This window comes from Streptomyces sp. NPDC004031, from assembly GCF_053604375.1.
Genome location: NZ_JBSGHL010000095.1, coordinates 1 through 19,953, shown reverse-complemented (window position 1 = coordinate 19,953; position 19,953 = coordinate 1). Strand labels below are relative to the sequence as shown.

General features: G+C 75.5%; 22 protein-coding genes. 12 read left to right on the top strand and 10 right to left on the bottom strand.

Annotated elements, in window-relative coordinates:
• The first annotated feature begins 107 nt into the window (after positions 1-107).
• Positions 108-1,355 (top strand): condensation domain-containing protein, encoded by a 1,248-nt coding sequence (locus ACWERV_RS35240; RefSeq protein WP_452940846.1) that lies wholly within the window; start codon positions 108-110, stop codon positions 1,353-1,355.
• Between the two features lie 30 nt (positions 1,356-1,385).
• Here ACWERV_RS35240 and ACWERV_RS35235 read toward each other — a convergent pair whose 3' ends face one another.
• Entirely contained in the window at positions 1,386-1,979 is a 594-nt protein-coding gene (locus tag ACWERV_RS35235; protein ID WP_452940844.1) for a TetR/AcrR family transcriptional regulator, read from the bottom strand.
• Positions 1,980-2,126: 147 nt separating this feature from the next.
• Here ACWERV_RS35235 and ACWERV_RS35230 point away from each other — a divergent pair, with 147 nt between their 5' ends.
• Positions 2,127-3,038 carry an SDR family oxidoreductase gene (locus ACWERV_RS35230; protein ID WP_452940842.1) on the top strand — a complete coding sequence of 304 codons (912 nt, stop codon included), beginning with the start codon at positions 2,127-2,129 and terminating at the stop codon, positions 3,036-3,038.
• Positions 3,039-3,063: 25 nt separating this feature from the next.
• Here the strand turns inward: ACWERV_RS35230 and ACWERV_RS35225 are convergent, their stop codons facing one another.
• The 6 genes from ACWERV_RS35225 to ACWERV_RS35200 all read right to left on the bottom strand — a co-directional run bounded on the left by ACWERV_RS35225 (position 3,064) and on the right by ACWERV_RS35200 (position 7,848).
• Positions 3,064-3,912, bottom strand: coding sequence for a PhzF family phenazine biosynthesis protein (locus ACWERV_RS35225; protein WP_452940840.1), 849 nt, complete (start codon positions 3,910-3,912; stop codon positions 3,064-3,066).
• A 72-nt stretch (positions 3,913-3,984) separates the two neighbouring features.
• Positions 3,985-4,857 (bottom strand): hypothetical protein, encoded by an 873-nt coding sequence (locus ACWERV_RS35220; protein ID WP_452940838.1) that lies wholly within the window; start codon positions 4,855-4,857, stop codon positions 3,985-3,987.
• 83 nt (positions 4,858-4,940) lie between these two features.
• Positions 4,941-5,243, bottom strand: coding sequence for a hypothetical protein (locus ACWERV_RS35215; protein ID WP_452940836.1), 303 nt, complete (start codon positions 5,241-5,243; stop codon positions 4,941-4,943).
• A 40-nt stretch (positions 5,244-5,283) separates the two neighbouring features.
• Entirely contained in the window at positions 5,284-6,219 is a 936-nt protein-coding gene (locus tag ACWERV_RS35210) for a hypothetical protein (RefSeq protein WP_452940834.1), read from the bottom strand.
• Positions 6,216-6,662, bottom strand: a complete 447-nt coding sequence (locus ACWERV_RS35205) for a peptidase inhibitor family I36 protein (protein WP_398183489.1) — start codon at positions 6,660-6,662, stop codon at positions 6,216-6,218. Before ACWERV_RS35205 ends, ACWERV_RS35210 begins: the two co-directional genes overlap by 4 nt.
• A 193-nt stretch (positions 6,663-6,855) precedes the next feature.
• Positions 6,856-7,848: an AraC-like ligand-binding domain-containing protein gene (locus ACWERV_RS35200; protein WP_452940832.1), complete on the bottom strand. Its 993-nt coding sequence runs from the start codon at positions 7,846-7,848 to the stop codon at positions 6,856-6,858.
• 238 nt (positions 7,849-8,086) lie between these two features.
• On the opposite strand from ACWERV_RS35200, the gene ACWERV_RS35195 reads away from it, so the two are divergent.
• Positions 8,087-8,977 (top strand): cupin domain-containing protein, encoded by an 891-nt coding sequence (locus ACWERV_RS35195; protein WP_452940831.1) that lies wholly within the window; start codon positions 8,087-8,089, stop codon positions 8,975-8,977.
• Between the two features lie 31 nt (positions 8,978-9,008).
• Here the strand turns inward: ACWERV_RS35195 and ACWERV_RS35190 are convergent, their stop codons facing one another.
• The 3 genes from ACWERV_RS35190 to ACWERV_RS35180 all read right to left on the bottom strand — a co-directional run bounded on the left by ACWERV_RS35190 (position 9,009) and on the right by ACWERV_RS35180 (position 10,858).
• Positions 9,009-9,782: a class I SAM-dependent methyltransferase gene (locus ACWERV_RS35190; protein ID WP_452940829.1), complete on the bottom strand. Its 774-nt coding sequence runs from the start codon at positions 9,780-9,782 to the stop codon at positions 9,009-9,011.
• 124 nt (positions 9,783-9,906) lie between these two features.
• On the bottom strand, positions 9,907-10,212 hold the full coding sequence (locus ACWERV_RS35185; RefSeq protein ID WP_452940827.1) for a hypothetical protein: 306 nt from the start codon (positions 10,210-10,212) through the stop codon (positions 9,907-9,909).
• A gap of 82 nt (positions 10,213-10,294) precedes the next feature.
• Complete coding sequence (locus ACWERV_RS35180; protein ID WP_452940826.1) at positions 10,295-10,858, bottom strand: SRPBCC domain-containing protein; 564 nt, start codon at positions 10,856-10,858, stop codon at positions 10,295-10,297.
• Positions 10,859-11,137: 279 nt separating this feature from the next.
• Here ACWERV_RS35180 and ACWERV_RS35175 point away from each other — a divergent pair, with 279 nt between their 5' ends.
• The 9 genes from ACWERV_RS35175 to ACWERV_RS35135 all read left to right on the top strand — a co-directional run bounded on the left by ACWERV_RS35175 (position 11,138) and on the right by ACWERV_RS35135 (position 19,855).
• Positions 11,138-12,892 (top strand): hydrogenase maturation protein, encoded by a 1,755-nt coding sequence (locus ACWERV_RS35175; RefSeq protein ID WP_452940847.1) that lies wholly within the window; start codon positions 11,138-11,140, stop codon positions 12,890-12,892.
• Positions 12,893-12,931: 39 nt separating this feature from the next.
• Positions 12,932-14,005 carry an NADH-quinone oxidoreductase subunit B family protein gene (locus tag ACWERV_RS35170; RefSeq protein ID WP_398183507.1) on the top strand — a complete coding sequence of 358 codons (1,074 nt, stop codon included), beginning with the start codon at positions 12,932-12,934 and terminating at the stop codon, positions 14,003-14,005.
• 66 nt (positions 14,006-14,071) lie between these two features.
• On the top strand, positions 14,072-15,859 hold the full coding sequence (locus ACWERV_RS35165) for a nickel-dependent hydrogenase large subunit (protein ID WP_452940824.1): 1,788 nt from the start codon (positions 14,072-14,074) through the stop codon (positions 15,857-15,859).
• The gene (locus tag ACWERV_RS35160) at positions 15,856-16,413 is read left to right on the top strand and encodes a hypothetical protein (protein WP_452940822.1); all 558 of its coding nucleotides are present in this window, start codon (positions 15,856-15,858) and stop codon (positions 16,411-16,413) included. Before ACWERV_RS35165 ends, ACWERV_RS35160 begins: the two co-directional genes overlap by 4 nt.
• A complete protein-coding gene (locus ACWERV_RS35155) occupies positions 16,410-17,099 on the top strand; it encodes a DUF5947 family protein (protein ID WP_452940821.1) in 690 nt (229 codons plus the stop codon). The genes ACWERV_RS35160 and ACWERV_RS35155 overlap by 4 nt, the downstream gene beginning before the upstream one ends.
• Positions 17,096-17,761 carry a DUF6084 family protein gene (locus ACWERV_RS35150; protein WP_452940819.1) on the top strand — a complete coding sequence of 222 codons (666 nt, stop codon included), beginning with the start codon at positions 17,096-17,098 and terminating at the stop codon, positions 17,759-17,761. The genes ACWERV_RS35155 and ACWERV_RS35150 overlap by 4 nt, the downstream gene beginning before the upstream one ends.
• Entirely contained in the window at positions 17,758-19,146 is a 1,389-nt protein-coding gene (locus ACWERV_RS35145; protein ID WP_452940817.1) for a hypothetical protein, read from the top strand. The genes ACWERV_RS35150 and ACWERV_RS35145 overlap by 4 nt, the downstream gene beginning before the upstream one ends.
• Positions 19,143-19,754, top strand: a complete 612-nt coding sequence (locus ACWERV_RS35140) for a hydrogenase maturation protease (RefSeq protein WP_452940815.1) — start codon at positions 19,143-19,145, stop codon at positions 19,752-19,754. The genes ACWERV_RS35145 and ACWERV_RS35140 overlap by 4 nt, the downstream gene beginning before the upstream one ends.
• Positions 19,748-19,855: a DUF6893 family small protein gene (locus tag ACWERV_RS35135; protein WP_398183529.1), complete on the top strand. Its 108-nt coding sequence runs from the start codon at positions 19,748-19,750 to the stop codon at positions 19,853-19,855. Before ACWERV_RS35140 ends, ACWERV_RS35135 begins: the two co-directional genes overlap by 7 nt.
• The last annotated feature ends 98 nt before the right edge of the window (positions 19,856-19,953 follow it).

Genomic DNA, 19,953 nt, shown 5'->3' with positions numbered 1-19,953 from the left:
GACCACCGCACCGTCGAAGCCGTCGCCCAAGCCCTCGAAAACGCACTCCTCACCGAACTCGACCAACTCACCGACGCAGAAGCCGACCAACTGCTGGCGGAGGGCCCGTGACCATCGCCTTCGTCGCGGCGGACGCGGAGAGCGGGCCGCTGACCTGGGGCCAGCTGGCGATCTGGGACGCCATCGGACGGACGGCGCCCGACGACGGGTACTTCAACTTCGGACGGATCCTGAAGGTGCCCGGGGCGCGGACGGCCGTCGAGGTCCGCGCCGCGCTCGGCGGCCTGGTCGCCGTGCACGGCGCGCTGCGCACCCGGCTGGACCTCACGGGTCCGCGGCCGCGGCAGCGGCTGGCGGCGCGCGGGGAGCTGCCGGTGGAGTGCTGTGCGGGCGACCCCGAGGCGGTGCTCGCCGGGCTGGTCGCGCGGCCCTTCGACTACGAGGCCGAGTGGCCGCTGCGCGTCGCGCTGGTCATGGACGGGCCGCGGGTCGGCCATGTGGTGCTCGCCTTCTGCCATGTGGCGGCGGACGGGCTCGGCGCCGACGTGGCCGTGCGGGATCTGCGGGTGCTGCTGCTGCGGGGTGCGGGCGCCCTGGACGGGCGGCCCGCGCCGCGCCCGCTCGATCTGGCCCGCTGGCAGGCGGGGCCGGAGGGCCGCCGGGCGGCGGCGCGGGCGGCGCGGCTGTGGGAGAAGGTGCCGCGGGAGGTGATGTTCGACCGCCCGGCGGGTGCGGGCGAGCGGCCGCGCGTGTGGCGGGGTCAGCTGGCCTCCCCGGCGATGGACCTGGCCGTGCGGGCGGTCGCGGCCCGGCACCGTACGTCGACGTCCACCGTGCTGCTGGCGGCGACGGCGGCGCTGGTGGGGCGGTCGACGGGGCGGGAGCGGTGCGCGGTGCTGCCGATCGCGAGCAACCGCTTCCGCCGGGACACCGCGCGGATCGTCGGGATGGTCTCGCAGGAGGGGGTGTTCGCCCTGGAGGGGGTGGACCGGCCGTTCGGGGAGCTGCTGCGGGCCGCGGATCCGGCGGCGCTGCGGGCGTACCGCAGTGCCTTCCACGATCCGGTGGACCGGATGCGCGGGGGCTGGGCGCAGCCGCTGTGCTGCTTCAACGACCAGCGGCCGGTCCGGCCGGACCCGGCGCCGTGCGCACCGGCGCGGATCCGGGCGGCGCTGCCGGCCAGCAGGCTGTCGTGGCCGCTCGGGCAGGAGCGGCTCAACTGCCGTTTCTGCGTGCACGTCACGGGGGCTCTGGAGGTGTCGGTCACCGCCGACACCGCTTACCTGCCGCGTCGGGGCATCGAGCGGTTCCTGTTCGGCCTGGAGTCGCTGCTGGTCGCGCAGGCGGGTGCCTGAGCGGCGCAGGGCGGGGGCCGGGCCGGGCGGTCAGGCTCCGGCGCGGTCGTGGTCGTGGTCCTGCGGGGCGGCTGCGGAGAGGGTGCACAGGTCGTCGAAGGCGCGGCGCAGGTAGGCGTCCAGGGTCTGCGCCGGGTCGTCGATCCACGCTCCGGCGGCCTGCTGGAAGGCGGCCCAGCCGGCCTGGGCGGCGAGGTCCGCGAGCCGGTCCGGGACGCCGCGCAGGCGCAGGGCCCCGGCGACGGCCTCGGTGAGGGTCGCGGCCTTGGCCAGTTCGCGTTCGCGCAGGGCGGGGGTGGCGGCGATGACCGCGCAGCGCGGCTCGGAGAAGTCGCGGTTGTCCTCCAGGATGTGCTTGGCCTTCAGGAAGGCGTGCAGCAGCAGTTCGAGCGGCTGGGCGTCGGGGGCGGCGGCGATCTCGTGGACGAGGGTGTCGCGCAGTTCAGCCTGGCCGTCGAAGAGGACTTCGCGCTTGTCGGCGAAGTGCCGGAAGTAGGTGCGCTCGTTGAGGCCTGCGCGGGCGGCGATCTCGGCCGTGGTGGTCTGGTCGAATCCGCGTTCCCGGTACAGCTCCAGGGCCGCCTGCTGGAGGCGGCGGCGCGCTTCTGCTCCGCTGCGTGGCATTCACCCAGGATCGCACACGCCAGTGACCGGCGCTTCTTTGTGTCAGCCACTGGCGTTTCTTGACGCCATCGACTGGCGCTACTTAGTGTCAGTGACTGGCGCGAACATCAGCGCCGTCCATGGGTGCCACGTGAGAGCGAGTGCTTCATGCATGTCTTCGTCACCGGCGGTTCCGGGCTGACCGGGCCCACTGTCGTCGCCGGGCTGGTCGCGGCCGGCCACACCGTCACCGGGCTCGCGCGCTCGGACGCCGCCGCGGCGCGGCTGGAGTCGCTGGGCGCCGTGCCGCTGCGCGGCTCGCTGGAGGACCACGGCAGCCTGCGCGAGGGCGCCGCCGCCGCGGACGGGGTGCTGCACATGGCGTTCGGCGGGGACTTCACCGATCCCGACGACCTGGTCCGGCGGGACCGGGGCGCGGTCGAGGCGCTCGGCGCGGCGCTGGCGGGGTCCGGCAAGCCGTTCGTGAGCACCTCCGGCACGCTGGTCATGGCCGCGGGCCGGGAGGGCGCGGAGACGGACCGGCCCGACCCGGGATCGGTCGCCGGATTCCGTATCCCCGGGGAGGAGGCCTGCCTCGCCTTCGCGGGGCAGGGGGTGCGGGCGAGCGTCGTGCGGCTCGCGCCCACCGTCCACGGGCCCCGCGACTACGGCTTCGTCGGGATGCTCGTCGCGACGGCGCGCCGGACCGGCGTGTCGGCCTACGTCGGCGACGGCGCCAACCGCTGGCCCGCGGTGCACCGGCTCGACGCCGCGGACCTCTTCCGGCTGGCGCTGGAGAAGGCGCCCGCGGGCAGCGTGCTGCACGGCGTGGCCGAGGGCGGGGTCGCCTTCCGGGACGTCGCCGGGGTGATCGGGCGCGGACTCGGGCTGCCCGTCGAGGGCCTCGGCCCGCGGGAGGCGGCCGCGCACTTCGAGAACCCGTTCATGGCCACCGTCTTCGGCCTCGACGCCCCCGTCTCCAGCGCGCGCACTCGCGAACTGCTCGGCTGGACGCCCACGCGGCCGGGGCTGCTCGCCGACATCGAGGAAGGGGACTACCTCACCGCGGCGGCCGTCTGACGCGCACCGGCCGCCGCGGGGCCGCTCAGGCGGGGTCCGGGAGGCGGACGGCGGCCCCGCTGACGCGGATGCCGCTGCCGGGCTCGGCCGGCACGTTCACCGTAATGACGCTGGGGCGGCCGAGGTCGTCGCCCTGGTGGACGGTGAAGGCGGCAGGCGGTTCCACCAGGCCCAGTGCCCGCAGGTAGCCGCCGAAGGCCGCAGCGGCCGCGCCGGTGGCCGGGTCCTCGACGACACCGCCGGGCGGGAACGGGTTGCGGGAGTGGTAGACCCGGGCCGACTCGCGCCACACCAGGTCGACGGTGGTCCAGCCACGGCGGGCCATCAGATCGCCGAGCCGGGCCATGTCGTAGTCGAGGTCGGCCAGCCGCTCCCGGGTGGCGGCCGCGACGACCGGGTGCCAGGCACCGGCGTACGCCAGGCGCGGCGGAAGGGCCGGGTCGAGGTCGGCCGGCTTCCAGTCCAGCGCGGCGAGCACCTCGTCCAGGTCTTCTGGTGCGAGGGGCTCGACGCGCGGGGCGACGCTGACCAGTTCGGCCCGCAGCACGCCGTCGGCATCCTCCCGGGTCGCGACCCGGACCAGGCCCGCCGCGGTGTGCAGGGCGAGTTCGCCCGTGCCGTGCAGGCCCGCCCAGGCGACGGCGGTGGCGACGGTGGCGTGGCCGCAGAAGGGCACCTCGGCCTTGGGGCTGAAGTAGCGGATGCCCAGCCCGCCGTCCGGCCGGGGCACCACGAACGCGGTCTCGGAGTACCCGACCTCGGCGGCGACGGCGGCCATGTCGGCCGCGTCGGCGCCGGTCGCGTCGAGGACCACTCCGGCCGGGTTGCCGCCCGAGGGCTGCGTGGCGAAGGCGACATACCGCAAGATCTCCATTGCCGCACGCTAACCACGGCCGCGCGGCCACGTCAAAGGCGTTTGCGGAGGTGACGGCAGGTCAGCCGCCGCTCACGCGCAGCCGTGTCCGGGGGTGACGGCCGGCCACGCCTCGACCCCGTGGGAGGTGCGGACATAGACGCGGGAGGTGTCGGGGGTCGTCCACAGCTCCTCGCCCCGGCGGTGGTAGCCGGTGCTGCGCGCGTCGGCGGGCAGGGCGGCGTCGCCGTCGTACGCGGCGGCCAGCGAGCCGGGCGGGAGGACGCCGTGCGGGTCGCGGGCGTACTCCCGGCTTCCGGAGGCGGCGCCGAGTTCGAGGAAGCGGGCTTGCTGCCAGCCGCAGTGGGCGGGGCCGTCGCTGCTGCTGACAGTGGTGACGGGCACGCGGGCGCCGTGGCTGTCGGTCCAGATCTGGTACGGGCCCTTGTCGGTGAAGCTCGCGGGGAGTTCGGCCGGGTCGCAGGACGCGCTGGTCTCGGGGCCCCAGCCGGGGCGCCCCGGCTGGTCCTTGGCGACGACCACGGCGACCTTGGTGCGCAGGTCCACGTCGTAGGAGAACAGCACGCGGTCGCTGTCACGGCGCTCCACCCGGTAGCCCGCGCGCGGCACGTCCGGGTCGTCCATGTCGAAGTACGCCTGGAGGCCCTCCTCCGGGGTGCTGCCGCCGTCGCCCTTACTCCACGCGTCGGAGCCGCCGCCGGCATAGATCCGCCCGGTGCATTCGAGCGCGCGCCCGGCCGCGCCCGAGGCCGCGAGCAGCGCGGCCGGGTCGTCGCCCGCGGCCGCGCGGACAGCGACATGCAGCGGCCCCGCGTACGGGACCGGGGGCGCCGTGCCGTCCACGACCGTGCCGGAGCCGCCGCCCCCGCAGCCGCTCACCGCCGCCGCCAGCACTGCCGCCGCCGCTGCCGCCGCGCCGCGTCCGTACGCCCTGCTCACCCGCATGCCCGCCCCCTGGTCCGGCCTCCGGCGCCCGGTCCGCCGGGCGCCGCGCCGGTTCGACGCGGCGCCCGCCGCGGCGGTTCCGCTCAGTCGGCGGGAGGTGCGGGCTGCGGGACGACCCGGCCGGTCAGGCGGTCGGGCGGGGTCCAGGTCACGTCGATCCCGGTGCCGTGGAACTCCCGGCAGAGCCCGGTGAGCATGTCCGTGGCGGCGCGGCGCGCTTCGGCCGGTCCGGCGTCGGCGGGGAGGTCGTTGAGGCCGCCGCAGACGAGGGCGCCGTCGGTGGTGGTGAGGCTGTGCCGCCAGCCCTGCGGGGTGGCGAGCAGGACGATGTGGCGGGGCATGCCGAACGGCGGCCGCTCCCTCTTCTTCCCTGCCGCACCGGTCATGAAGTCATCCAACACCCTCGGCGGGAGCCGTGATCGGCCGTCAGGGCGGTCCCGCCGCCCGTACGGAGCCGGGCGGCGGCAGGACGCGGGTGGCGCGGGCCAGGGCGGCCTGCCACTCGGCGGTGACCTCCGCCAGGAGCCGCAGGTCGGACGCGGGCAGCCGGGCGGTCTCCTGGCGGCGCAGGCGCAGGAGGGCCGCGGGCAGGTGTGTGCGGGCCTGGCAGCGGCCGTCGGCCACCGCGACGGCGATCTCGCGGGCGCGGAAGGCGGGATCCGCCGCGCCCGCGGCGTGCTCGCGGCGCAGTGCGGCGACGGCGGCCTCGGGCGTGGGATAGGCGTGGCCGCCGCCCCGCATGCAGGCCCGCCATCCGGCGAGGACGTCGGCCCACCCGGGGTCGCCGGTGGCGGCGTGCAGGGTCGCGTCGGCGAGCAGTTGCGGGACGTAATCGATGCGGGCCCAGTCCCGGAGGCTGCCGCCGAGCTGCTTGCGGGCCGCGGCGACGCAGCCGCCCGCCGGGACGGTGGCGCTGCTGGCGCCGCGCAGCGGCACGGCGGCCTTGGGGGCGCCGCGGCCGAACTGGGCGTCGGCGAACCGGGCGCGGTCCTGCGGCGGGAGGGCGGCCGGGTAGCCGTCGGCGGCGGGCGGTGCGGCGGGTCCCGCGGCGGCCGTGATGCCGTAGCCGTCGCGGGCGCGGCCGGTCAGGTCGATGACGGCGGCCTCGTCGTCGGGGGACGGGGGCACGGCGGCGGCTGCGGGCGGGAGGTGGAAGCCGGCCCTGCCGAGGCAGGCGCGGTCGAGGCGGTCGAAGGCGGCCTGGAGGCGGGCGGATCCGGCGGGCCAGCCGCCGGATGCGGTGGCCAGGTCCGCCATCGCGGCGGACACCGCGGGGGGACCGGCCGGCTGCGGGGAGCCGCAGCCGGCCGGTCCGGCGGCCAGTGCGCATCCGGCGAGGAGCGCCGCCGCCCGGCGGATCACTTGGGGGTGCACCAGTTGTTGGAGCTGATGGCGTCGTTGAAGGCCGGGTCCTTGAAGCCGGTGCCGACGTTGTTGACGCGGTCGCCGACGGCGACGCTGTGCCGGGTGCCGTGGTAGTCGGCGTCGGAGTAGAAGTAGACGGTGCAGGAGGTGCCCTGGTTCTCGACGGAGCTGATGCAGTCGTTCCAGGTGCCCGGGTAGGCGGTGCAGCCCGACGTGTTCTTCAGGTCGCGGTAGTCGTGGTTGGTGCCGGCCACCTTGCCCATGGTGCCGCCGCGGTTGATGTCGACCCAGAAGCAGGCGTAGCCGCTGGCGACCGGACAGGCGGTCACCCGCGGGGCGGCCGCCGCCGCGGGGGTGGCGGCGCTTGCTCCGGTGCCCCACCCGAGGCAGAGTGCGGCGGCCAGGGCCGTGACGGTTCCGGCGAGTCGTGTCGTACGCACGCGATCGTTCCCTTCGTGCTCTGCCGGGCGGGGCCGGCGCACCGGCCGGGGCCCCGTCCGGCCCGTGCTGTCGCCCGGTGCGGGGCGGCCGCCGGGGCGCTCTCGTCCCCTTGCGGCCGCGGGCCGCGCCCGGGTTGTGGGTCGATCGTGCCGGTGGGCGGGCGCGGCGGGGATAGCGCTGCGTGCCGGTCGCTTAACGCTGGGTGCCAGGCTGCGGGTGCAGGGCGGCCCGGCGGTAGTCGGTGGGGGTGCTGCCGTAGGCGGCGCGGAAAGCGCGGGTGAAGTCGGGCGGGTGGCCGAAGCCCCAGCGGGCGGCGACGGCCTGGACGGGGCGGGCGGCCTGGGCGGGGTCGGCGAGGTCGCGGCGGGCGCGGGCCAGGCGGCGGGCCCGGATGTGGGCGGCGGGGGTGGCGCCGTGGGCGTGGTCCTGGAAGAGGCGGTGCAGGGTGCGCAGGGAGATGTGGTGGGCGGCGGCGACGGTGGCGGGGGTCAGCGCGGAATCGCCCAGATGGCGCCGGATGAAGTCGTCGACCTGGAGGAAGAGCACCTGGCGGCGGGTCTCGGCGGGGGCCCGGTCGCCGGTGTCGGTGTGGTGTGCGAGCCACGCGGTGACCAGGTCGACGAGGACGCCGCCGAGCCGGTGGGCGTCGGCGGGCCGCAGCGGGGCGGTGTCGGCGGCGAGTTGGGTGAGGAAGCCCGCGAGCAGGCACCCCGCGCCGTCCCGCGCCGGGAGGCGGGTCGCGAGCAGCCGGTCGACGCGGTCGGGCGGCAGCGGCACATCGGCGCGCGGCACCTGCACCACGACCGACGCGGCGCCGTCCGGCCGGGCGTCGACGTACGCCCGGTAGGGGCGCGAGGTGGAGTACACCACGAGGTCCTGCGGGCCCAGCCGGCTCACCGTGCGGGCCTGGGCGATGGCCTGCGTGCCGCGTACGACGAGGCCGACGGCGTACATCTCCGGGTCGGCCTGGCGGATCAGCCGCGGGGTGCGGCGGGAGGCCATGGACGCGTAGGTGAGGGCGGTGACCTGCGCCGTACCGAAGGCGGCGGTGCGCAAGGTGGCGTGGAAGCCGTCGGCGTCGACGCTGATCTCGTTGCGGACCAGGGCGCCCGCGGTCGCGTCGCGCCACGCCTCCACCCGCTCCTGCGCGCGTACACTCCGGCTGTCGAACACGGTCCGCAGCACGCCGGACCACCGCCTTTCCCGCTTCCCCGCCGATCTTGCCCCCTGCCCCCACTCTTCCGGCCGGTCACCGGCCGGGAAAGGACGTATCGGGACACAGGGTGCTTTCGGCGCCGCGGTCGGAGCACCTTCGCGCACCGGCGCCCGCCGGCGGCGCGTGACGGGGCCTCACTCGGGTGGCGGGGCCGCGGGCGGGGTGGCGCAACGGTGCGCGGGAACTGCCCGCGGGGAAGGGACGGCGATGGCGGAGGACGCACGGCCGCAGACCGCACGGTTGCTGGGACTTGAGCCGCACCCGGAGGGCGGCTGGTACCGGGAGACATGGACCGCGGGCGGGCAGGCCGAGGTGCGGCCGGACGGCTACCCGGGCCCGCGCCGCCTGGCCAGCGGCATCCACTTCCTGCTGGAGCCGCACCAGGAGTCGCGCTGGCACCAGGTGCGCTCCGACGAGCTGTGGCTGTGGCACCGCGGCGGCCCGCTGCTGCTGTCGCTGGGCGGTACGGGCACGGCCCCCGACCGCTCGGACGTCACGCAGATCGTGCTCGGGCCGGACCTGGCGGCCGGTCAGCAGCCGCAGGCGCTGGTGCCGGGCGGGCACTGGCAGGCGGCGCGGCCGTACGGACCGGACGAGGTGCTGGTGTCCTGCGTGGTCTCCCCCGCCTTCGACTTCGCCGACTTCGTCCTGGAAGAGCCGCCCACGACCCTCGCGGAGGCCTCCGCCGAGCTGCCGGTCCCCTACGAACGGGCCTGGCCGCTGGTCGCCGCCTTCGACGACATCGCCTCCTGGCACCCGCTGATCGCCCGCTCCGCGCCGGAGCCGGGCCTGCCGCCGGGCACGCCCGGACACGTACGGCACCTGGTCACCGGCACGGGCGAGGCCATCAGGGAGCGGCTGCTCGTGCTCGGCGGGGGTCGGTGCGTCTACGAGTTCGCGCAGTCGCCCTTCGCCGTGCGCCGGTACCGCGCCGAACTGGCCCTGGAGCCGGGCCCGGACGGCGCGTCCTGCCGCGCGCGCTGGACCGCGGACTTCACGCCCTCGGACCCGGCGGAGGCGGCGGCGCTGCGGGACTTCTTCGCGGGCGAGGTGTTCGCGCCCGGCCTCGCCGCGCTGGCACGGGCCGCGCGCGGGTGACGGGCACGGCGCGGCGGCTTCGGCCGCCGTGTCAGCGGGGTCGGAGCTTGAAGATCAGGATGCCGAGGTGCTTGTTCATCCACGCCTGCTTGTGCGGATGACGGCGCCCGGCCTCCGCGGAGAGCCGCGGTTCGACCGCGGCCTCGATCCACAGTCCGGCCGCGCTGAACACGTTGAGCAGGTCGGCGATCGTGTACACGCGTTTGGTGAGCGTGATCTGGTCGTTCCATCCGCTGTGGACGTACTCGTAGGGGGTGGTGGAGTAGTACTCCTCGCCCAGGGTGCTCCCGTTCTGCTCCGCCCGTTCGACGGCGTACCGGATCGGGTGGGTGCGGGTCAGGAGGATGAAGCCGTCGTCGGTCAGCATCCCGCGCGCCGCGCGCAATGTGCGCACCGGATCGTCGGCGTACCCGATGGACTGCAGGAACATGATCCGGTCGAAGGTGCGGCCGGTCAGCGCGGGCACCGAGTCCAGGTCGGAGAGGTCGCCCCGGACGAGTTCCATGCCGGACGGCGGATCGGTGAGGAAGGTGCCGCTGATGTCGACACCGACCGACGCGGCCGCTCCGTCCCGCACGAGTTCGGCGAGCTTCGCGCCGTTTCCGCACCCGAGATCGAGCACGGACCGGGAGGCGACGTCGCCCAGGACGCCGCGCTGCGCGGGCCACTCGACCAGCCGGTCCAGCGAGTCCTCCTTGGCCCGCGCCCGCTCGTAGTCCCGGGCGAGCGCCTGCCACGGCTCGCTCGCGTCCCCGCCGGGCCCGTCGGAGGTCGTCGTCACTTCGGAGTTCTCGGAGTGCGCCACGGAGGAAAACCTAGTGGTTCGTCTCCTGCCGTGGGCAGACATCGGCACGACGACTGCTCGACGACGACTCCTCCACGCGGCCGGACCGGATCCCGCGATGTCGGCCGGTCCGCGCGCCCACGGGTCAGCCGCCGAGCGGCGGGAGCTTGCGGCGGCGGCCCCGGCGGGCGGAACGCGCCGTTCTCCGGTCGGACCACACCAGCAGCGCCCCGCAGACCGCGGAGGCGGCCGAGCCCGTCGAGAGCGCCACACCGGCCGACCCGTCGGAGCCGGTGAGCATCCCGGCCGCGTGGCACAACTGGCTCACGCCGAGGGCGACCGCGCCCCACCCGGCACGCGAACCGCCTCCGGCGCGCGGCGGCAGGGCCGCCACCAGGCCGAGGGCCACGAAGAGGAATCCGCTGACCCCCAGGACGATCGCACCGATCATCGCCACCTCCGCTCCGGGTGGCAGCGTAGGGCCACGTGCCGTGCGCGCCGGGCCCGGGGTCGGCGTCCCGGCGGACGGGCTCTCAGGTCCTGGGGACCGGCCCGGCCGCGGCAGGGGTGACGGCCACGGTGAGGCCGTTGAGCACCAGCCGGGTGCCGCCGCGCAGGTGCGCGACGTCCTGGGCGCCGTCGCCCGTCCACACCAGGTAGGTGTACTGCTCGGTCCAGGTCAGCCGCGATCCGCCCGGAGCGTCGGACAGTTCGACGGTGACGAGGGAGGCCCAGCGCCGCAGGCCGTCCACCTCGGTGACGTAGGCGTGGACGATCCGGGTGTCGGGGACGATGTCGAGGAAGCGGGAGCGGTAGACGAGGGGCTCCTCGGTCCCGCCGGAGACGAAGACGTTGCGGGCGACCTCGCCGCCGCCGACCCGGAAGTCCAGCTCGTGCTCGGCGGTCGCCGAAGGGCCCGGCAGCCGGAACCAGCGGCGCCGCAGCGGGGCCTCGGCGAAGGCCTGGAAGACCCGGGCGCGCGGGACGGCCAGATCCAGTTCGACGGTGAACGACCCGTGCAGGGCCGGTTCGGCCGTACCGCCCCCGCCGGGGCCCTGCGCGGGGTGCACGGCCGTACCGCGGCCATCTGCGTCCATGGCGCCAACGTAACACGGGCCGCCGACCGCCCGGCCGGGCAACGTCTCTTGGCCGGATGGCGGTTCGGGCCCTCACTCGGCATCGGCGAGTACCGCGGCGGGCGCGGCCGGCCGGGGCGGGACCGGTGCGCGGTTCGGGCGGGGCGGGGCACGCACGAGTGCGGCACCCGGGCGAACGCGGCGGCGGCATTCGTGTGACCGCGCAGGCGGGGCGCCGGAGGCGGTGCCGCCGCGGCCGTAGCGTCGCGGGCGTCCCGCTCGTACCCCCCGGAGGTGCCCGTGCGCATCCTGCTGGTCGCCAGCGCGTTCAACAGCCTCACGCAGCGGGTGCAGGCCGAGCTGCAGGACCGCGGCCACCGCACGGCCTTCGTGCTCGCCGCCGGGGACCGGGAGGTCCGCGACGCTGCGCTGCGCCACGCGGTGCGCGACCACCGGCCCGAGCTGCTGGTCGCGCCGATGCTGACCAGCGCGGTCCCGGACGACGTGTGGCGGGCGGTGCCGACGCTGATCGTGCACCCCGGCCCGGTCGGCGACCGCGGCCCGTCGTCGCTGGACTGGGCGCTCCAGGAGGGCGCGCGGCGCTGGGGCGTGACGGTGCTCCAGGCGACCGCCGAGATGGACGGCGGCGACGTGTGGGCCACCACGGGCTGCGACCTGCCCGCGGCCGGGAAGAGCGACCTCTACCGCGGCGAGGTCGCCGACGCCGCCGTGGACGCGGTGCTGCTGGCCGTCACCCGGTTCGGGTCCGGCACCTACCGGCCGCTGCCGCAGCCGCCCGGCGCGGTGGTGACCCGCCCGTACCTGCGCCAGGAGCGGCGGCGCATCGACTGGTCCGCCGACGGTACGGCCGAGGTGCTGCGCAGGCTGCGGGCCGCAGACTCGCGCCCCGGCGTGCTGGACCGGCTGCTCGGCGAGGACTGGTACCTGCACGGCGGCCACCCGGAGGGCGCCCTCACCGGCCCGCCCGGCGAGCTGCTCGCCACGCGCGCCGGTGCGGTGTGCCGGGCCACCGTCGACGGGGCGGTGTGGATCCCCGAACTGCGCGCCCCGCGCGGCCGCGGCGGGCGCGCCGCCGGGGTGAAGCTGCCCGCGGCGCTCGCGCTGGGCGGCCGGATCGCCGGGCTGCCGGAGCTTCCCGCGGCGCCGGACGGGCCCGAGCGGGAGTGGAAGGACATCTGCTACCGGGAGGAGGGCCGGGCGGGCTTCCTGGAGTTCTCCTTCCCCGGCGGCGCGATGAGCACCGCGCACTGCGCGCGGCTGCTCGCGGCCTACCGGCAGGCGTGCGCGCGGCCCACGTCGGTGCTGGTGCTGGGCGGCGGGCGGGACTTCTTCGGCAACGGCATCCACCTGGGCGTCATCGAGGCCGCCGCCGACCCGGCAGCCGAGTCCTGGGCGAACCTCACGGCGATGGACGACCTGGTCGAGGCGGTGCTCACCACGACCGACAAGCTGGTGGTCGCCGCGCTCGGCGGCAACGCGGCGGCCGGCGGGGTGATGCTGGCGCTCGCCGCCGACGAGGTGTGGTGCCGCGCGGGCGCGGTGCTCAACCCGCACTACCGGCTGATGGGCCTGTACGGGTCGGAGTTCTGGACGTACACGCTGCCGCAGCGGGTGGGCGCGGCGGCGGCCCGCCGGCTGACGGAGCGCGCGCAGCCGCTGAGCGCGACCGCGGCGCTGCGGACGGGGCTGGTGGACCAGGTGGTCGCGGCGGCCCCGCAGGACTTCCGGGGCGCGGTGGCGCGCCAGGCCGTACGGCTGGCGGCGGGCGGCGGCACGCAGGGCCGGATCGCCCGCAAGAAGGCGGCGCGCGAGCGGGACGAGGCGGTCCGGCCACTCGCGGCGTACCGGGAGGCGGAGCTGGCGGTGATGCGGCGCATCTTCGACGACCCGGCCGCGCCCTACCACGCGCTGCGCTCGGCCTTCGTCCGCAAGCAGCCGCACCCGGGCGTCCCTGACGTACCGGAGGGGCCTGCCCCCGGAATGGCCCAGCCAGATGTCACCACCGGCGGCGATCGGCGCAACAGTGGTGCCTGACATGCGGGTTTCGTCCCCGCGCCCAGAGGAGGAATCCCCATGACGACCTCATCGCCGGACACCCAGGCCGGCACCGCCGGGCAGGACGAGAAGCCGATCCACGTGCTGTGGATCAACGCCGGGCTCAGCTGCGACGGCGACTCGGTGTCGCTGACGGCGGCCACGCAGCCGAGCATCGAGGAGATCGCGCTCAGCGTGCTGCCGGGCCTGCCGAAGATCGAGGTGCACTGGCCGCTGATCGACTTCGAGTGCGGGCCCGTGCAGGGCGCGGACACGTTCATCGAGTGGTTCTTCAAGGGCGAGCGGGGCGAGATCGACCCGTTCGTGCTGGTGATCGAGGGGTCGATCCCCAACGAGGCGATCAAGCCCGAGGGCTACTGGTGCGGTTTCGGCGACGACCCCGAGACCGGCCAGCCCATCACCACGAGCGAGTGGATCGACCGGCTGGCGCCCAAGGCGCTCGCGGTCGTCGCGATCGGCACCTGCGCGGCCTACGGCGGCATCCACGCGATGGCCGGCAACCCGACCGGCGCCATGGGCGTGCCGGACTACCTGGGCTGGGACTGGACGTCGCACGCGGGCATCCCGCTGGTGTGCGTGCCGGGCTGCCCGATCCAGCCGGACAACTTCGCCGAGACGCTCGTCTACCTGCTGCACCAGGCCACGGGCGCGGCCCCGATGATCCCGCTGGACGAGCAGCTGCGTCCGGCGTGGCTGTTCGGCGCGACCGTGCACGAGGGCTGCGACCGCGCGGGCTACTACGAGCAGGGGCAGTTCGCGACGACGTACGACTCCCCCAAGTGCCTGGTCCGGCTGGGCTGCTGGGGGCCGGTCGTCAAGTGCAACGTGCCCAAGCGCGGCTGGATGAACGGCATCGGCGGCTGCCCCAACGTCGGCGGCATCTGCATCGCGTGCACGATGCCGGGCTTCCCGGACAAGTTCATGCCGTTCATGGACGAGCCGCCCGGCGCCACCGTCTCCGTCACCGCCAGCAGCGCCTACGGCTCGCTCATCCGCCGGCTGCGCAAGGTCACCCAGCACACCGTGGACGCCGAGCCGAAGTGGCGCGGGCCCCGCGAGAAGCTCACGACCGGCTACCGGCCCCCGTGGTGACCTGGCCCGTACCGCACTGACCGCACGACTCCCCCGACCGCACCACGAAGGGCACGGCACAAGACGATGGCATCACCGACGACGAAGGCGGCCGGGGACGGCAGCGGCCTGGTGGAGATGTCCTGGGACCCGATCACCCGGATCGTGGGCAGCCTGGGCATCCACACGAAGATCGACTTCAAGCAGAAGAAGGTCGCCGAGTGCTACAGCACCTCGTCGGTCTTCCGCGGCTACAGCGTCTTCATGCGGGGCAAGGACCCGCGCGACGCGCACTTCATCACCAGCCGGATCTGCGGCATCTGCGGCGACAACCACGCCACCTGCTCGGTCTACGCGCAGAACATGGCCTACGGGGTCAAGCCGCCGCACCTGGGCGAGTGGATCATCAACCTGGGCGAAGCCGCGGAGTACATGTTCGACCACAACATCTTCCAGGAGAACCTGGTCGGGGTCGACTACTGCGAGCGCATGGTGAAGGAGACCAACCCGGGCGTGCTGGAGCTGGCCGAGCGCACCGAGGCGCCGCACGCCGCCGAGCACGGCTACCGCACCATCGCCGACATCATGCGCTCGCTGAACCCGCTGGAGGGCGAGTTCTACCGCGAGGCGCTCCAGGTGAGCCGCTACACGCGGGAGATGTTCTGCCTCATGGAGGGCCGCCACGTGCACCCCTCCACTCTCTACCCGGGCGGCACGGGCACGGTCGCCTCGGTGCAGCTGTTCACCGACTACCTCAGCCGGCTGATGCGCTACGTGGAGTTCATGAAGCGCGTGGTGCCGCTGCACGACGACCTGTTCGACTTCTTCTACGAGGCGCTGCCCGGCTACGAGGAGGTCGGCCGCCGCCGGGTGCTGCTGGGGTGCTGGGGCGCGCTCAACGACCCCGAGCACTGCGACTTCACCTACCGCAACATGTCGGACTGGGGCCGGCGGATGTTCGTCACGCCCGGTGTGATCGTGGACGGCAAGCTCGTCACCAACGACCTCACCGAGATCAACCTCGGCATCCGCATCCTGCTCGGCAGCTCCTACTACCAGGACTGGGAGGGCCAGGAGCGCTTCGTCACCCACGACCCGCTGGGCAACCCCGTCGACCCGCGGCACCCGTGGAACCAGCACACCATCCCGGCGCCGCAGAAGCGGGACTTCGACGACAAGTACAGCTGGGTGATGTCGCCGCGCTGGTTCGACGGCAAGGACCACCTCGCGCTCGACACCGGCGGCGGCCCGATCGCCCGGCTGTGGTCGACCGCGCTGTCCGGCCTGGTCGACATCGGCTACGTCAAGGCGACCGGCCACAGCGTGGTCATCAACCTGCCGCGCACCATGACCAAGCCGGAGACCAGCTTCGAGTGGAAGATCCCGAAGTGGAGCAACGCGCTGGAGCGCAACCGCGCCCGCACGTACTTCCAGGCCTACGCGGCCGCGGTCGCGCTGCACTTCGCCGAGCAGGGCCTGGCCGAGGTGCGCGCCGGGCGCACGCAGACATGGGAGAAGTTCGAGGTGCCCGACGAGGGCCTGGGCGTCGGCTTCACCGAGGCGGTGCGCGGGGTGCTGTCGCACCACATGGTGATCCGCGACGGCAAGATCGCCAACTACCACCCCTACCCGCCGACCCCGTGGAACGCCAGCACCCGCGACTCCTTCGGCACCCCGGGTCCGTACGAGGACGCGGTGCAGAACACGCCGATCTTCGAGGAGAACTCCCCGGAGAACTTCAAGGGCATCGACATCATGCGCGCGGTGCGCAGCTTCGACCCGTGCCTGCCGTGCGGGGTGCACATGTACGTCGGCGGCGGGAAGACGGTGCAGACGATGCACGTGCCGACCGGGCTGAGCGGAATGGGCGGATGACCGCGCCGGCACAGGAGCGGGTGCGGGACGCCGAGACGGCCGGGCGGCGCGTCGAGGACGTCCTCGACCGGCTCGCGGCCACCGGCGACCGCGCCGCGTGCGAGGCCGCCGAGGACCTGGTGCGCACCCTCATGGACTTCTACGGCGCCGGGCTCGCCCGGGTGCTGGAACTGGCCCGGCGGCAGGGCCCGCAGGCGGTCGAGCAGCTGCTCGGCGACGACCTGGTATCGGGCATGCTCGTCCTGCACGACCTGCACCCGGAGGACCTGACGGCGCGCATCACCCGGGCGCTGGGCCGGCTGCCCGGCGGACCGGTCGAGCTGACCGGCTTCGACCCGGACACCGGCGTGCTGCGGCTGCGGTCCGCCCCCGCGTCCGGCGGGTGCGGCTGCTCCGGCGGGGCGCCCGCCGGGGACGCCGCCCGGCAGGCGGTGGAGGACGCGCTGGCCTGCTTCGCCGCCGAGGTGACCCGGGTGGAGCTGGAGCCCGCGGGGCCGGGCGAACCGGTGCTGCTGCAGATCGGGGCCCGGCCCGGCGCGGCGGGCGCCTCATGACGCTCGGCCAGGACATCGCGGGCCGCCCGGCGGGACTGCGGCGCTTCACCGCGCCGGCCCCGCCGCGGCCCGAGCGGTGCGAGCTGTGCGGGACCGGGCTGGGCGGGACCGGGGTGGGCGGGACCGGGCTGGGCGGGACCGGGGTGGGCGCCGGGCACCGGCACCTGGTGGACACCGACCGGCGCACGCTGGCGTGCGCCTGCCCGGCGTGCGCCATGCTGTTCGAGAACCCCGGCTCCGCGCACGGCCGCTTCCGCACCGTGCCGGACCGCTGGCTCACCGACCCCGGCCACACCGTGGACGACGCGGCCTGGGAGCGCCTGCGCATCCCGGTCGGGGTGGTGTTCTTCTTCCGCAACGCCGCCCTGGACCGCTTCGTCGCCCTCTACCCGAGCCCGGCGGGCGCCACCGAGAGCGAGCTCGAACCGGACTCCTGGCAGGAGGTGCTGGACCGCACCCGGCTCGCCGCCGTGCTCCGGCCGGACGTCGAGGCGCTGCTGCTGCGCCGCGACGACGCCGGCTGCGCCTGCTACCTGGTGCCGATCGACGCCTGCTACGAACTCGTCGGCCGGATGCGGCTGCTGTGGCAGGGCTTCGACGGCGGCGCCGAGGCACGGGCGGCGCTCGACGCGTTCTTCGCCTCCGTCGCCGGGCGCGCCCGGCCCTTCCGGGAGGACGCCGCGTGACCGGTTTCTCCTTCGCGTGCACCGGGGTGCGCGCCGACCGCTACGCCGCCGGGCCCACGCTGGTCTTCCGGCTGCGGGTGACCGCCGATCCCGGCACCCGGGTGCACGCGATGGCGCTGCGCTGCCAGTTCCGGATCGAACCGGCCCGGCGCGGCTACTCGGCGGGCGAGGCGGCGGGCCTGGCCGACCTGTTCGGCGCGCGTTCGCGCTGGGGCAGCACGCTGCTGCCGCTGCAGTTCGCGCAGGTGTCGCTGGTGGTGCCGGGCTTCACCGGCGAGACCGAGGCGGACCTGCCGGTGCCGTGCACGTACGACATGGACGTCGCCGCCACGCGCTACTTCGGCGCGCTGGAGGACGGCGAGGTGCCGCTGCTGGTGCTCTTCGCCGGGACGGCCTTCACCGGGCCCGGCGGCTACCGGGTGGAGCCGGTGCCGTGGGACCGCGAGGCCACCTGCCGGATGCCGGTCGCGGTGTGGCGGGAGATGGTCGAGCAGCACTTCCCCGGCTGCGGGTGGCTGCGGCTGCCGGGAACGGCGATGGACGCGCTGCTCGCCTACCGCTCACGGCACGCGCTGCCGTCGTGGGAGGCCACCGTGGAATCGCTGCTCGCCGCCGCCGACCGCGACGGCCGGCCCCTGGTCCCGGGCCGTGCGGCCTCATGACGGCGACGGACACCGGGGACCGCTTCGCGGCGGCCCGCGCGGTGGCGGACGCGGTGCTGCTGGAGGGCTACGTCCTCTACCCCTACCGGGCGTCGGCGGCCAAGAACCGGCTGCGCTGGCAGTTCGGCGTGCTCGTGCCGCCGGGCTGGGGCGAGACGAGCGGGGAGCACTGCGCCCAGCGCACCGAGGTGCTCATGGAGCCGCGCGGCGGCGCCGTCCTGCACGCCGAGCTGCGCTTCCTGCACGCCCGGCGGCGCCGGGTGCAGCGGGCGCTGCCCGGCGGCGGCTTCGCGGACACCGGCGAACTGGAGCTGGCCGACCGGGTGCTGAGCGCATGGGACGAGGGCGTGGAGGAACGCGTCACCGTCGAGGTGCCGGTGGCGGAGCTGGCCGTCGGGCACACCGTGGACTTCACCGTCGCGGGGGGCGAGGAGACCGAGGACGTCCACGAGGACGGGCGGCTCGTGGGCCGCCTGGTGCACTCCCGCGAGCCGCTGCGCGGCCGCGTCACCCTCACCGCGGCCGAACTGCCGGGCCCGTACGCGGTACAGCGGCTGGCCGCCGTGGTGGAGAACACCGCCGAGGCGGGTCCGCCCGAAGGCGCCGACCGTACGGCGGCCCTGCCGCGGGCGCTGATCTCGGCCCATCTGATGCTCGGTCTGGACACGGGCCGCTTCCTGTCGCTGACCGACCCTCCGCAGTGGGCGCGGGCCGCGACCGCCGCGTGCACGAACCTGCGGTCCTGGCCCGTGCTCGCGGGGCGGGACGGCGCCGCGGACGTGGTGCTGGCCTCGCCGATCATCCTGGAGGACCACCCGGCCGTGGCGCCGGAGAGCCCGGGGGCGCTCTACGACGCGCTGGAGATCGACGAGATCCTGACGCTGCGCACGGCGACGCTCACCGACCGGGAGAAGCGCGAGGCCCGCGGCACGGACCCGCGGGCCGCCGCCGTCGTGGACCTCGCCGACTCGATGCCGCCGGAGGTCCTGGAGCGGCTGCACGGCGCGGTGCGCTCGCTGCGCGAGGTCACCGGAGCGGGTACGCCGTCCGGCGAGGCCGACCTGCTGGTGGAGCCCGGCACCCCGTGGTGGGACCCGGGCGGCGACCGCACCGTGGACCCGGACACCGACCGCGTCCTGGTCGGCGGCCGCGCGATCGGCGCGGGCAGCCGGGTCGTGCTGCGCCCGGGGCTGCGCCGCACCGACGCGCAGGACCTCTTCCTGCACGGCCGCAGCGCGCTGGTCGAGGCGGTGCTGCACGACGTGGACGGCGGGGTGCACCTGGCGGTGACCGTCGACGGCGACCCGGGCGCCGACATCCGGCGCGAGCAGGGCAGGTTCCTGTACTTCCAGCCGGACGAGATCAGCCCGCTGGAGGACGCGTGAGCGCCGGACCGGCCGCGCCCGCCGCCCGCGGCCGGACGCTGGTCGCCGGGGTCGGCAACATCTTCCTCGGCGACGACGCCTTCGGCGTGGAGACGGTACGGCGGCTGCCGCGCGCCGGACTGCCCGCGGGCGTCGAGGTGCTGGACGCCGGGGTGCGGGGGGTGGACCTCGCCTACCGGCTGCTCGACGGCTACGACACCCTCGTCCTGGTGGACGCCACCGCGCGCGGCGGCGCCCCCGGCACCCTGTATGTCCTCGACGCCGGGGAGTGCGGTACGGACGCGCACCCGGGCGCCGTGCTCGACGGGCACCGGATGACGCCGGACGCGGTGCTGGCGCTGCTCGGCACGCTGTGCGCGGGCACCGGCGGCGCTCCCCCGCGCCGGGTCGTGGTCGTGGGCTGCGAACCGGCGGACGTCGGGGAGGGCATGGGCCTGAGCCCCGCCGTCGAGGCGGCGGTCCCGGCGGCGGTCGGGCTGGTCCGCGAACTGGTGGGGGCGGCGGACGACGGGGCGGACGGGGGCACGGACGGCCTGCCCGTACGGCAGGACGGGGACCGCGCGGTCCCGGACGCGGTCACACACGAGAGGAGCACCTCGCCATGGTGAAGAAGATGCTGGCCGTCGGTACCGCTGCGGCGGCCGTCGGCGCCGCCATCGCCCAGGTCGTCCCGGACATCCGGCGCTATCTGCGGATGCGCGCGATGTGACGCCGCCTGCTCAGGGGAAAGCTCGGGCACGGAGGGGGTGACAACGTTGTCAGGGGAATTTGTTGACAGCCGTCGCCGCCTCCGGAGAGCCGCAGGGT